This is a genomic window from Nonomuraea sp. NPDC003707 (genome assembly GCF_053587055.1).
In genome coordinates this window covers 121,392-133,340 of the sequence record NZ_JBSFNK010000036.1, presented here as the reverse complement: position 1 = coordinate 133,340, position 11,949 = coordinate 121,392, and the positions used below count along the sequence as shown (strand labels likewise).

11 protein-coding genes and 1 riboswitch are annotated in these 11,949 nt (G+C 69.9%); of the genes, 5 read left to right on the top strand and 6 right to left on the bottom strand.

Annotated features, from left to right (window positions below; translation table 11 throughout):
- The first annotated feature begins 284 nt into the window (after positions 1-284).
- Together ACWDRB_RS53945 and mgrA are read left to right on the top strand one after the other, a co-directional pair.
- A complete protein-coding gene (locus tag ACWDRB_RS53945; protein ID WP_449908313.1) occupies positions 285-2,375 on the top strand; it encodes a S9 family peptidase in 2,091 nt (696 codons plus the stop codon).
- Positions 2,372-3,364 carry an L-glyceraldehyde 3-phosphate reductase gene (mgrA, locus tag ACWDRB_RS53940; RefSeq protein WP_449908311.1) on the top strand — a complete coding sequence of 331 codons (993 nt, stop codon included), beginning with the start codon at positions 2,372-2,374 and terminating at the stop codon, positions 3,362-3,364. Before ACWDRB_RS53945 ends, mgrA begins: the two co-directional genes overlap by 4 nt.
- Here the strand turns inward: mgrA and ACWDRB_RS53935 are convergent, their stop codons facing one another.
- Entirely contained in the window at positions 3,365-5,740 is a 2,376-nt protein-coding gene (locus ACWDRB_RS53935) for a lysylphosphatidylglycerol synthase transmembrane domain-containing protein (RefSeq protein ID WP_449908309.1), read from the bottom strand.
- Positions 5,741-5,941: 201 nt separating this feature from the next.
- Between ACWDRB_RS53935 and ACWDRB_RS53930 the strand changes: the two genes are divergently transcribed.
- Positions 5,942-7,957: a molybdopterin-containing oxidoreductase family protein gene (locus ACWDRB_RS53930; RefSeq protein ID WP_449908307.1), complete on the top strand. Its 2,016-nt coding sequence runs from the start codon at positions 5,942-5,944 to the stop codon at positions 7,955-7,957.
- On the opposite strand, the gene ACWDRB_RS53925 is transcribed toward ACWDRB_RS53930, so the two are convergent.
- Positions 7,935-8,708 (bottom strand): alpha/beta hydrolase, encoded by a 774-nt coding sequence (locus ACWDRB_RS53925; protein ID WP_449908305.1) that lies wholly within the window; start codon positions 8,706-8,708, stop codon positions 7,935-7,937. The two genes, ACWDRB_RS53930 and ACWDRB_RS53925, sit on opposite strands and share 23 nt — an antisense overlap.
- Positions 8,709-8,777: 69 nt before the next feature.
- Here ACWDRB_RS53925 and ACWDRB_RS53920 point away from each other — a divergent pair, with 69 nt between their 5' ends.
- On the top strand, positions 8,778-9,320 hold the full coding sequence (locus ACWDRB_RS53920; RefSeq protein ID WP_449908303.1) for a PadR family transcriptional regulator: 543 nt from the start codon (positions 8,778-8,780) through the stop codon (positions 9,318-9,320).
- Here the strand turns inward: ACWDRB_RS53920 and ACWDRB_RS53915 are convergent.
- The gene (locus ACWDRB_RS53915) at positions 9,299-9,763 is read right to left on the bottom strand and encodes a GNAT family N-acetyltransferase (protein WP_355207778.1); all 465 of its coding nucleotides are present in this window, start codon (positions 9,761-9,763) and stop codon (positions 9,299-9,301) included. The two genes, ACWDRB_RS53920 and ACWDRB_RS53915, sit on opposite strands and share 22 nt — an antisense overlap.
- Before the next feature lie 76 nt (positions 9,764-9,839).
- Here ACWDRB_RS53915 and ACWDRB_RS53910 point away from each other — a divergent pair, with 76 nt between their 5' ends.
- Positions 9,840-10,289, top strand: a complete 450-nt coding sequence (locus ACWDRB_RS53910) for a hypothetical protein (protein WP_449908300.1) — start codon at positions 9,840-9,842, stop codon at positions 10,287-10,289.
- A gap of 2 nt (positions 10,290-10,291) precedes the next feature.
- Here the strand turns inward: ACWDRB_RS53910 and ACWDRB_RS53905 are convergent, their stop codons facing one another.
- The 3 genes from ACWDRB_RS53905 to ACWDRB_RS53895 all read right to left on the bottom strand — a co-directional run bounded on the left by ACWDRB_RS53905 (position 10,292) and on the right by ACWDRB_RS53895 (position 11,941).
- Positions 10,292-10,675, bottom strand: a complete 384-nt coding sequence (locus tag ACWDRB_RS53905) for a VOC family protein (protein WP_364853874.1) — start codon at positions 10,673-10,675, stop codon at positions 10,292-10,294.
- A gap of 37 nt (positions 10,676-10,712) precedes the next feature.
- A complete protein-coding gene (locus ACWDRB_RS53900; protein ID WP_350737341.1) occupies positions 10,713-11,027 on the bottom strand; it encodes a DMT family transporter in 315 nt (104 codons plus the stop codon).
- A gap of 32 nt (positions 11,028-11,059) precedes the next feature.
- Positions 11,060-11,118, bottom strand: a riboswitch (guanidine-III (ykkC-III) riboswitch).
- A gap of 25 nt (positions 11,119-11,143) precedes the next feature.
- Positions 11,144-11,941, bottom strand: coding sequence for a class I SAM-dependent methyltransferase (locus ACWDRB_RS53895; RefSeq protein WP_449908297.1), 798 nt, complete (start codon positions 11,939-11,941; stop codon positions 11,144-11,146).
- Positions 11,942-11,949: the final 8 nt, after the last annotated feature.

Below are 11,949 nucleotides of genomic sequence, written 5' to 3'. Positions count from 1 at the left end.
GCGTTCATTTCGTTGTGTCTTTATTCTTTCAGCCGTTCAAGTCCCTGTCAAATTGACCCGACTTGCTCGACTTGCTGGAATTAAGACCCGCCCCGCTTCCGGGACAACCCCTCTAACTTACCAGCCCTCACGAGTGGACGCGCACGTCCGCCGTGATGGAGGAGGAAGAAGGCTTGTGCCGGACTGCTTCGGCTCTTCAAGATTAGCAGCGCTCCCGACCCCTCGTGCCGGATCGCCGCGTACGACGGACACAGATCGATCACGCCCGAACATAGACTCCCCACGTGAGCAGTAACACGCCGCCAGTGGCGAAGAAGGTTCCGACTGAGCGCACCCACCACGGTGACACCGTCATCGACGAGTACGCCTGGCTGAGCAACAAGGAAGATCCCGATACCACCGCCTATCTGGAGGCGGAGAACGAGTTTCTCAAACAGCAGACCGCTCACCTCTCCGATCTCCAGGAGCAGGTGTTCCAGGAGATCAAGGGCCGCACGCAGGAAACCGACCTCTCGGTGGCCAGCCGCAAGGGCTCCTGGTGGTACTTCTCGCGCACCTCGGAAGGCAAGCAGTACGCCGTCTCCTGCCGGGTCCCGGCCGACAGCGACGCGCCTCCGGAGATCACCCCGGGAGCCACTCTCGAACGCGAGGAGGTGATTCTCGACGGCAACGAGCTCGCCGGCGACAGCCCGTTCTTCTCGATCGGCACCAGCTCCGTCTCGCCCGACGGCACGATGCTGGCCTATTCGACCGACTTCAAGGGTGACGAGCGATTCACGCTGAAGTTCAAGAACCTCGAAACAGGCGAACTGCTCCCCGACGAGATCACCGACATCTTCTACGGCGGCGCCTGGTCGGCCGACGGCTCGACGTTCTTCTACACGCGCGTCGATGACGCCTGGCGCCCGTTCCAGGTCTACCGGCACACCCTCGGCACCGAAGAGGACGTGCTGGTCTACGAGGAGTCCGACGAGCGTTACTGGGTCGGCATCGGCCTCACGCGCAGCGAGAAATACCTCGTGCTCGGCGCGGGCAGCAAGATCACCAGCGAGGTGCGCATTCTCGACGCCACCGATCCCGCCGGTGAGTTCACGGTCGTGCGGCCCAGGAAGACCGGCGTCGAATACGGCGTCGAGCACGCGGGCGACTTTTTCTACGTGCTCCACAACGAGAACGCCGAGAACTTCGAGCTGGCCACCGCCCCGCTCGACGCCCCTGGCACTTGGACGCCGCTGATCGCCCACCGGGACGACACCAGGCTCCTGGAGATCGACGCCTTCTCCGACCACGCCGTGGTGCACTTCCGCCGCGACGGGCTGACCGGTCTGCGCGTGCTGCCGTACCCGGCCGATGTCCAGGGCCGGCGCGAGCGGATCGAGGCCGCCGAGCGGAACGCGTACGAGATCGACTTCCCCGAGCCGCTCTACGACGTCGGGCCCGCGGGCAACCCCGAGTTCACCACGACGCGGCTCAGGCTGGCCTACACGAGCATGGTCACCCCGCCCAGCGTGTACGACTACGAGCTCGACACGCACGAGCTGATCCTGCTCAAGCGGCGCCCGGTGCTGGGCGGCTACGACCCGGCCGACTACGAGCAGTTCCGCGAGTGGGCCACGGCCGAGGACGGCACGAGGATCCCGGTGTCCATCGTGAAGCGCAAGGACTCCGCAAAGCCCGCGCCGACCGTTCTGTACGGGTACGGCAGCTACGAGACCTCCATCGACCCCGGCTTCTCAGTCCCGAGGCTCTCGCTGCTCGACCGCGGGTTCGTCTTCGCCGTCGCGCACATCAGGGGCGGCGGTGAGATGGGCCGCCGCTGGTACGAGGACGGCAAGCTCACCAGGAAGCGCAACACGTTCACCGACTTCGTGGCCGTGGCCAGGCACCTTAAGGCGACCGGCTGGAGCGAGCGGGTCATCGCCAGGGGCGGCTCGGCCGGCGGCCTGCTGATGGGCGCGGTCGCGAACCTGGCACCGGAGGAGTTCGCGGGCGTGGTGGCCGAGGTGCCGTTCGTGGACGCGCTGAACACCATCCTGGATCCGTCGCTCCCGCTCACTGTGATCGAATGGGACGAGTGGGGCGACCCGCTGCACAACCCCGATGTCTACGCCTACATGAAGAGCTACACCCCGTACGAGAACGTGGACGGCCGCGCGTACCCGCCGATTCTGGCCATCACCAGCCTGAACGACACCCGCGTCCTCTACCACGAGCCCGCGAAGTGGGTCGCCCGGCTGCGGGCGACGGCGAACGGCGGGCCGTTCCTGCTCAAGACGGAGATGGGCGCCGGGCACGGCGGCCGCAGCGGGCGCTACGACGCCTGGCGCGAGGAGGCCTTCGCGCTCTCCTGGATCATCGAGAGGGGCACCTCATGACCTATCAGGCCGACGACCGGCGCTACGAGCGGCAGCCGTACAACCGCAGCGGTCGCAGCGGGCTGAAGCTGCCCGCGGTCTCGCTGGGCCTGTGGCACAACTTCGGCGACACCCGCCCGATCGAGAACTCGCGGGCGATCCTGCGGCGCGCGTTCGACCTCGGGGTGACGCACTTCGACCTGGCCAACAACTACGGCGTCCCGTACGGCTCGGCGGAGACGAACTTCGGCCGCATCCTGCGCGAGGACTTCACCCCGTACCGGGACGAGCTGATCATCTCCACCAAGGCCGGCTACGACATGTGGCCGGGCCCGTACGGCGAGTGGGGATCGCGCAAGTACGTCCTGGCCAGCCTCGACCAGTCGCTGAAGCGCATGGGGCTGGAGTACGTCGACATCTTCTACAGCCACCGCCCCGACCCGGGGACGCCGCTGGAGGAGACCATGGGGGCGCTCGACCGGGCCGTGCGCTCGGGCAAGGCGCTCTACGCGGGCATCTCCAACTACTCGGCCGAGCAGACCGCCCAGGCCGCGCGGATCATGCGCGAGCTGGGCACGCCGCTGCTCATCCACCAGCCGTCCTACTCCATGATCAACCGGTGGATCGAGGACGGGCTGCTCGACGCGGTGGAGGAGGCGGGCATGGGCTGCATCGTGTTCTCGCCGCTGGCGCAGGGCCTGCTGACCGACCGCTACCTCGGCGGCGTGCCGGCGGACTCGCGGGCGGCGACGAGCAGGTTCCTCAGCGCCGACCGGATCGACCTCGACCTGGCCCGCGGCCTCGACGAGATCGCCAGGGGCCGCGGCCAGACGCTGGCCCAGATGGCGCTGTCGTGGACGCTCAGGGACCCGCGGGTGACGAGCGTGCTCATCGGGGCCAGCAGCGTGCGGCAGCTCGAGGACAACGTGGCGTGCGTGGACGGCCCGGCCTTCACGGAGGACGAGCTGGGCGCCATCGACAAGATCACCGAGCGCTACACGGCCCGCTGATCACAGGGATTCGTGCCGCTGGAGGTAGGTGAAGGCGGCCCAGCCGGGCAGCACCGGGAGCCAGAACGTGAGCAGCCGGTGCAGCAGCACGGCCGAGGTGGCCAGCTCTGCGGGCACGCCGGCCACGGTCAGGCCGCCCGCGAGCGCGAGTTCGACCGCGCCCAGACCGCCCGGTGTGGGTGCGGCCGAGCCGATGGCGTTGGCCGTGAGGTAGACGACCGCGACGGCGGTGAAGCTGAGCGAGCCGCCGAACGCGGCCACGCAGGCGTCCAGGCAGAGCACGAACGCCAGGGTGATCATGAGCGTGCCCGTGCACGCCTCCACCATCTTGCGCGGCGACTGCAGCACGTCGAGCAGCCTGGGCAGCACGTTCGAGAACAGCTTGCGCATCCTGGAGGTCACCAGCCTGCGCAGCGGCGGCACGCCGAGCACCACCACGACCAGCACCGCGACCGCCAGCAGCACCAGGACGAGGCCGCGCGACGGGGTGAACGACGTGGTCGTGGTGGAGCCGGTGATGTAGGCGAACAGCAGCAGCAGCGCGATGTGGAAGACCAGCATGATGAGCTGTGAGGCCCCCACGCTGGCCACCGCGCTGGCCGGCGAGATGCCGCGCTTCTGCAGGTAGCGGGTGTTGATCGCGACGCCGCCCACGGCGGCGGGCGCGACGAGCTTGACGAACGACGAGGCGAACTGCACGAGCACGGTACGCCAGAGCGGCAGCGGCTCGGGCACGAAGCCCCGCAGCATCAGGGCCGCGGCCACGAAGCTGACGAACGACGCGACCAGCGCCACCCCGGACCAGGCCCAGTTGGCCGTGGTGACCACCCGGTAGATGTCGACCCGGCTGAGCTGGGAGAGCACGATGTACGCGGCCAGCGTGCTGGCGATGATCGTGATCAGGGTGCGCGGTTTGAAGCGTTCGAGGCGTACTTCCTCGACCTTGCCCTGCGGCTTGAGTGCGACGATGTGCTCGCGGATGCCGGCCAGCAGGTTCTTGTTCTTGGCGAGGGCCGAACGGGTCTCCCTGGTCAGCGCGATGCGCTGGAGCAGCGGCATGGCGGCGGCCAGCGTGTCGGGCCCCATGACGGCCGCCGCCGTCCGTACGGAGCGTTCAGGGCCGACGCGCAGCGCCAGGTAGGTGAGCAGCTGGGCGATGTCGAGCCTGAGCAGCAGGTCACCGGCGGCGATCTCGCCGCTGCGCGCGTCGGTCAGCACGACGCGGCCCGCCCGGTCGAGGTGGATGCTGTCGCCGGTGAGCCGCCGGTGCGCCAGGCGCTGGATCTGCAGCAGCTCCACCTGCTCCCAGATCTGGGCGAGCAGCTCGTCGTCGATCTGCTCGTCGGGCACCTCGTCGAGGGGGCGCGTCTCGATGTGCTCGTACGCGAGCATCGCGGCCTCGGTGCCGATCTCGCTGGTGCCGAGCAGCCTGGGGGTGCTCGCGCCGGCCGCCTGGGCCGCGTACGCCATGAGCGCCTCGCGCTCCAGCTCCGCCCGGAGCGACCTGATGGCCCGGCGCCTGGTCTCGGAGTTGAGCCGGATGCGCCGCCACAGCCGGTACGGCAGCCCGGCCACCTGCCGGTCGCGGTCGAGCACGGTGACGTCGAGGCTGGTGCCGTCCTTGAGCCCGATGGCGTAGCGGCGGCTGCCCTGGTGGTCGTCCTCGATGCGGCGGGCCGAGACCACCGCGAACGACAGCTTGCGCAGCGCGGCCACCAGAGCGCTGCCCGCCGGCCTGGTGTTGGGGCTGCCGACGCCGTAGAGGGTGGCGTAGCCGATGACCATGCCGACCAGCACCGTGACGATGGCGCTCGGGATCGTGATCTGCCGGCCGGAGAAGAAGGCGAGGACGTAGAGGGCGATCGTGGTCCACATCAGCATGCGCCAGGTGGGGCGGCGCGAGATGCGGACGGCGGTGGCGTACGCGACGACCGAGGTGAGCAGCGTGTTCACCGGCTCGATCGTCCGGTCGCCGGTCAGCAGCACGCGCAGGTCCTCGGCATTGCCGGCGACCAGCCACTGCCCGAGCAGGAACGACCCGGCCATGCCGATGATCGCGGCGATCAGCCCTTCGGCGACGCGGAGCCCGTCGCGGTGGAAGACCCGTTCGACGGCGAAGGCCGCGGGCACGATGAGCACGGCCGCGCCACCGAGGAACGCGGCGATCCTGCTGAGCAGCGGTACGAGCTGCGCGCCCTCCTTGACGTCGGCCTCCAGGCCGATGAGCGTCTGCTTGGCGACCAGCGCGAGCAGGACGACCGCGCCGAGCACGATGAGCGTGGCGAAGAAGCGCAGCAGGTCGGAGGGGCGGCGAAGACGCTGGGGCAGCAGCGGCTCTACAACGTAGACGTCGCTTTCCGCGCGTGACTCATCCACGGCTGGATCCCCCTCGAGGTCCTCCGTGTCATCTCGTTCCCTGATTTCGGCCACCGACAGCGATTCTGCACCTTCCCGGCCGGACCGTGCGATCTCTAGGCTTCCAGTGTCCTCAATCGCCCCCGCAATCGTCGCACCGGGCAGGCTACACGCATTTCCGCGTCTGCCGTCATTCCAGGTGCGGGACGTAGTCTGTGTCCCATGTCGGGTGAATTGAGGGTTTTGGGGGCGTGTCCGCTGGACTGCCCGGATGGCTGCTCCTGGGTGGTCACCGTGGAGAACGGCAGGGCCGCCAAGCTCCGCGGCAACCCCGACCACCCGTACACCAGGGGCGCCCTGTGCGTGAAGGTCAACCGTTACCTCGAGCACACCCGGGCGGACGACCGCATCCTGCACCCCATGCGCCGCGTCGGCCCCAAGGGCTCCGGCCAGTTCGAGCGCATCTCCTGGGACGAGGCGCTCGACGAGATCTCGGTGCGGCTGCGCGGCATCGTCGAGGAGCACGGCGGGGAGGCCATCTGGCCGTACCTGGGCACCGGCACGCTCGGCTACCTGCAGGGCTGCGAGGGCGTGGCCGGGCGGCGGTTCTGGAACATGCTGGGCGCCTCCAAGCACTGGCTCAACATCTGCTCGGCGGCCGGCAGCAGCGGCCTGATGCGGACGAACGGCACCCCGGGCGGCATGGACCCCGAGAACTTCGCGCTGGCGAAGCTGATCCTGCTCTGGGGCACGAACACGCTGACCAGCGGCCACCATCTGTGGAAGTTCATCCAGGACGCGCGGGCGGACGGCGCGCACGTCGTCGCCATCGACCCGATCCGCACCAGGACGGCCGACCAGGCCGACGAGTACCTGGCGATCAGGCCGGGCACGGACGCGGCGCTCGCGCTCGGGCTGCTCAACGTCGTGCTGGCGGAGAACGCGCAGGATGAGGAGTTCCTGGCCGAGCACACCGAGGGCTGGGAGGACTTCCGCCAGGAAATCCTGAAATATCCGGTCGAGACTGTGGCCGAAGTCACCGGCATCCCCGCCTCCGCCATCCACAGCCTGGGGATACGGCTCGCCCACACCCGCCCGACCGCCATCCGCGCCACGCAGGGCCTCCAGCGGCACCAGGGCGGCGGCACCGCGCTGCGCACGCTCGCCTCGATCCCCGGCGTCACCGGCGACTGGCGCCACCCCGGCGGCGGCATCGCGTACTCCACCAGCGGCCACGTGCACTTCGACATCGACACCCGCGACGATCTGCTGGCCAAGCCCGTCCGCACGCTCGTCATGACCAAGCTGGGGTCTCAGCTCGACGACGTTAAATGCCTGTGGGTGTACGCGGCCAACCCGGCGGGCTCGAGCCCCGACGCGAACGCGATCAGGCGGCAGCTCGCCCGCGAGGACCTGTTCACGGTGGTCATGGAGCAGTTCCCGACCGACACCGTGGACTACGCCGACATCGTGCTCCCCGCGACCATGCAGACCGAGCACCAGGACCTGCACGCCGGATACGGGCACCTCTACCTGCTCTGGAACGAGCCCGCCGAGCCTCCGCCCGGCGAGTGCCTGTCCACGACGGAGACGTTCCGGCGGCTGGCGGCGCACATGGGGATGACCGAGCCGTCGCTGTTCGACTCGGACCTGGAGTTGGCCGAGCAGCTGCTGTCGAGCGGGCACCCGTCGCTGGAGGGCATCACGCTGGACCGGCTGCGCAAGGAGGGCTGGGTGCGGATGAACTACCCCGAGCCCTTCACGCCGTTCGCCGAGGGCTTCCCGACGCGGTCGGGCAGGATGCGCTTCCCGCCGGCGGGCAAGGCGTACACGCCGTCCCACACGGCCGGCGCGAGGGGCGGCTCGCCGTACCCGCTGGCGCTGGTCACGCCCGCGGCGCACACGTTCCTCAACACGACCTTCGGCAACAACCCGGAGCTGCGCCGCCGCGCCAAGGACCCGGTGGTGCTGGTCAACCCGGCCGACGCGGCGGCCCGGGGGCTGGTGGCCGGTCAGCGGGTACGCGTGCACAACGACGGCGGCGAGTTCCTGGCGGACGTGGAGATCAGCGACCGCGTGCCGGCCGGGGTGGTGGCCTCGCCGAAGGGGCGCTGGCCGAAGCTGACCCCCGGCGGCGCCAACCCGAACGCGGTCGTGGCCGAGCGGGACGGGGACATGGGCAGGGGGCCGGGCTTCCACGACAACCTGGTCGAGATCAGCCCTTGTGCCGGTCCATGAACGCCACGATCCGGTCGAGCACGTCCTTCCCGTGAGGGCCGGCGAACAGGGCCGAGGCGTGCAGGCTCTCCCCCGGGATGACCATGGTCTGGTTGTCGGGGGCCTTCGTGGCGGCGGCGTGCGCCGTGGCCAGGTCGTCGGCGCCGCCGTACCCGTCGTTCGCGGAGCCGATCTGCAGGAGCGGGACGGTCAGCCTGGCCGCGTTCTCCGCGCTGATCTCGCCTGAGACGGCCACCACGCCGGCCACTTCCGAGCCGAGCCGCAGGGCGGCGGGGACGGCGGTGGTGGCGCCGATCGAGCCGCCGACCAGGAAGATCCGCTTGACGCCCGGCTCCTTGGCCAGGCGCCCGGCCATCGCGACGGCGCCGTCCTCGGGGAGGATGGCGGAGGTCCTGGCGTACAGCAGGACGCGGTAGCCGGCGGCCACGAGGCGGTCCGACAGGGGCCGCCACGTGCACACGTTGCCCCGGCGCTCATAGGTGATGACCACGCCCACCGGGCCGTCGCCGGTGATCACGCCGGGCAGATCGCCGTCGTGCTTGAAGATCTTGCCGTCCGCCTCGGTGAAGCACCCGGAGACGTTCGGCCCCGTGGGAATCGGGGCCGACGTCGTCGCCTCGGGAACCGGGGCCGAACTCGTCGCCGCGGGAGCCGTGCTCGGGCCGGGCGCCGCGGCACCGGTGCTGGCCGCGCCCCCGCAGGCCGTCAGCACTCCCACCATGAGCCCCACCACACCTACCAACGCGCGCATGGCCGCCCTTTCCGCTCAACTATGTCAGAACTGACATAGTTGTAGGAGCACCATATCCTTGGGCGAACCATGACCTCAACGCTGGGATTCGCGATCCTCGCCGTGCTGGCGCGCGGCGAGCGCACGGGGTACGACCTCGCCGCGGCCATGCGGCGGCCCGTCGGCTACTTCTGGACGGCCGGGCACAGCCAGATCCACGCCGAGCTGCAGAAGCTGCGGGCCGTGGGGCTGGTCGGGTTCGAGGCCGAGCACGGGCCGGGGCCGCAGGGCAGGAAGGTCTACCACCTGACCACCGAGGGCCAGGCGGCGCTGCGGGAATGGGTCACCGAGCCGCCCCGCGAGCGGCCGGAGCGCGACGAGCTGGTGCTGAAGACGTACGCGTCGTGGCTGGCCGAGCCGGAGCTGGTCAGGCGGATGTTCGCCGACCAGCTCGCCGCGCACGAGGAGCGGCTGGCCGAGTACGAGCGGCAGGAGGCGTCATTCGACGGGCCGCCCGCCTTCGGCGATCCCCGGTTCGGCAACTACGCCACGTTGCGCTGCGGGCTGAGCTACGAGCGGCACCGGGCCGACTGGTGCCGCTGGATGCTGGATCAGCTCAGCGAGAGCTTGTAGCCCTCGTGGGAGGCCGTGAAGCCGAGGTTGTCGTAGAAGCGGTGCGCGTCCGTACGTGACTTGTCGGAGGTGAGCTGCACGACGGCGCAGCCACGCTCCCGGGCCCGGTCGACGGCCCACTTGATCATCCGGCCGCCGAGGCCCTGGCCGCGGGCGGCGGCGGCGACCCTGACGGCCTCGATCTGGCACCGCTCGGCGCCCAGCCGCGACAGCCCGGCCAGGTACGTGAGCTGCATCGTGCCCACCACCTCGCCGTCCTGCTCGGCCACGATCAGCTCGTCGTACGGGTTGGCGTCGATCCGCTCGAACGCCGCCAGGTAGCGCTCGTCGCCGGGGTCGCCCTCGCGCGTGGCGCCGAGATGGTCGTCGGCCAGCATCGCCACGATCGCGGGCACATCCTCCTTGCGGGCTTCGCGGAAGAGCACTTTCTCACTTTGCTGCATGTCCGAATGATGTCAGGGATGGCTCAGGGTCCGTCCCCGATGCCCCCAAGGGGGCCGAAAAGGCACCATGAGTGACATGAACGAAATCAGCCGACGAGACGAAGTCTCGCTGTCGGGTGCCGCGCTCCGCGGCGCCCCCTGGAAGGCCGCCGCCGTCGGTGGCGGCGCCGTGGCCGCGACCAGCTTCGGTCTGGGCGTGCTCACGGGCGGTGGCGACCTGGTGTGGGCGCTGGGCCTGGGCATCAGCCTGTTCGCCCTGATCGCCGCGATCGGCGCGGTCTCCAAGCCGCACGAGGGCGACCGGGTGACCCGCCAGGCCCGCCTCTGGTCGCTGAAGCACCCGTGGAAGTTCGCGCTGCTGCCCGCGGCCATCACGGCCGTGCTGGACTATCCGGTGCAGCTCGTGCTCGACCACGAAGGGGTCTTCGGCTCCGGCGTGCACGCGCTGTGGCACGGCGCGCTGGTCTATCTGATCGCCGGCATCCTGACCCTCACCATGCGGGGCCGCGCCGATTCCGCCCGGTGAGCTCAGCCCTGCGCCTCCCGCTCCGCCTGGCTCCGGCACACGCAGAACTCGTTGCCCTCCGGGTCGAGCATCGTCACCCAGCCGGTGCCGTCGGGCTGCCGCAGGTCGTCGTGGACGGTCGCGCCCAGCCCGATCAGCCGCTCGACCTCCTGGTCGCGGGTCCTGCCCTCGGTGCCGTTGACGTCGAGGTGGATCCGGTTCTTCACGGTCTTGCCCTCGGGCACGCGGATGAACAGCAGGAACGGGTCCTGCTTGGTACGCAGCATGACCTCGTCGTCGCCCGGCTTGTCACCCTCGCCGAGCGGCAGCCCGGTGGCCTTGCTCCACCAGGTGGCGATCTCGTACGGGTCGGCGGCGTCGATGGTCACGGCATGAATTTCGATCATCCGGACACCCAACCCGTGACGAGCCGAAACGTCAAGGTCAGGCGAGCACCCGCAGGCCGATGACCCCCGCCAGGATCAGCGCGATCGAGACGATGCGCGCCGGCGAGACCTCGTCCCCCATGGCGATCATGCCCAGCACCGCGGTGCCCGCCGCGCCGACGCCGGTCCAGACGGCATACGCGGTGCCGACTTCGAGGGTCTTGAGCGCGTACGAGAGCAGGCCGAAGCTCAGCACGGCCGTGACGAGGAACGACAGGGTCCACCACAGATTGCCGAACCCGTTGCTGAGCTTGAGCGAAAGGGCCATGACGACTTCGAAGACGCCGGCCAGCACGAGGACGATCCACGCCATGATCAGAACTCCCTTGGGACGAGACATCAGTGCGTGCGTCGTCTTGGCGTTCCGGGTACGGCGCGTCTCGTCCGGGAGCTGTCAGCTCATGAGCAAGAACGCGGCCCTCGACGGGATCATTCCCACCAGATGGTGACCCATCGGTCGCGCGGCAACGGCCACATGCCCAGCTCCATCACCGTGGCCGCGACCTCCTCCGCCCTGGACGGGTCGAGGCACACCCTGCGGCACGCGCTGGCCGCCAGGTCCTCCAGCGAGGTGAATCGTTCCAGGGGAGCTTCCCGTTCCTCCACCTGCACCGGGTAGCCGAGCGCCGCGGCCAGCGCCACGCAGTCCTCGGCGATGGGCCGGACCGGCCGGTCCACCCCGTGGAAGTGCTGCCACAGCGGCGCCATCCAGCTCATGGGATGGCGGTGCGTGAGCTCCAGCACCACCCGCCCCTGCGTGCGCTCGTCGAGGGCCCGCAGGAAGTCGGCCAGGTCGAGGACGTTATAGATCACGTGGGCGGCGACGGTGACGTCCACCATGGGCACCCGCCCGGCCACGTCGGGCCAGCGCCCCTCGATCGCCGTGACCGGCACGCCGAGCTTCTCCGCCCGGGCGGTCAGCCCCTCCAGCATCGACGCCGAGGTGTCCACCGCGTAGAGGTGGCCGATGCGCTCGTGCAGCGGCAGGGACGAGGCGCCGGGGCCCGAGCCCACGTCGAGCAGCGTGCCCTTGTCGGGCAGCGCCTCCGAGAGCCGGGACATGGTGGGGCCGTCGTCGGGCTCGGCCAGCGCCCTGTCGGTACGGGTGCCGAACCGCTCGGGCGAGTGACTCCAGGGGTCGGCAGAAACCTTGGCCATGATCTTGTCGGGAATGGCCCATGATTCCAGGCGCTCTCGCCATCTCGCGGCGAGTTCTTCGGCGTCCATGGAGACGA

Bases quoted from the DNA above. Each gene is read 5' to 3' on its own strand.
- ACWDRB_RS53915 (WP_355207778.1), bottom strand. From the start codon at position 9,763: ATGCAGCAAAGTGAGAAAGTGCTCTTCCGCGAAGCCCGCAAGGAGGAT.
- ACWDRB_RS53925 (WP_449908305.1), bottom strand. From the start codon at position 8,708: ATGCGCGCGTTGGTAGGTGTGGTGGGGCTCATGGTGGGAGTGCTGACG.
- ACWDRB_RS53905 (WP_364853874.1), bottom strand. From the start codon at position 10,675: ATGATCGAAATTCATGCCGTGACCATCGACGCCGCCGACCCGTACGAG.
- ACWDRB_RS53920 (WP_449908303.1), top strand. From the start codon at position 8,778: ATGACCTCAACGCTGGGATTCGCGATCCTCGCCGTGCTGGCGCGCGGC.
- mgrA (WP_449908311.1), top strand. From the start codon at position 2,372: ATGACCTATCAGGCCGACGACCGGCGCTACGAGCGGCAGCCGTACAAC.
- ACWDRB_RS53930 (WP_449908307.1), top strand. From the start codon at position 5,942: ATGTCGGGTGAATTGAGGGTTTTGGGGGCGTGTCCGCTGGACTGCCCG.
- ACWDRB_RS53910 (WP_449908300.1), top strand. From the start codon at position 9,840: ATGAACGAAATCAGCCGACGAGACGAAGTCTCGCTGTCGGGTGCCGCG.
- ACWDRB_RS53900 (WP_350737341.1), bottom strand. From the start codon at position 11,027: ATGGCGTGGATCGTCCTCGTGCTGGCCGGCGTCTTCGAAGTCGTCATG.
- ACWDRB_RS53895 (WP_449908297.1), bottom strand. From the start codon at position 11,941: ATGGACGCCGAAGAACTCGCCGCGAGATGGCGAGAGCGCCTGGAATCA.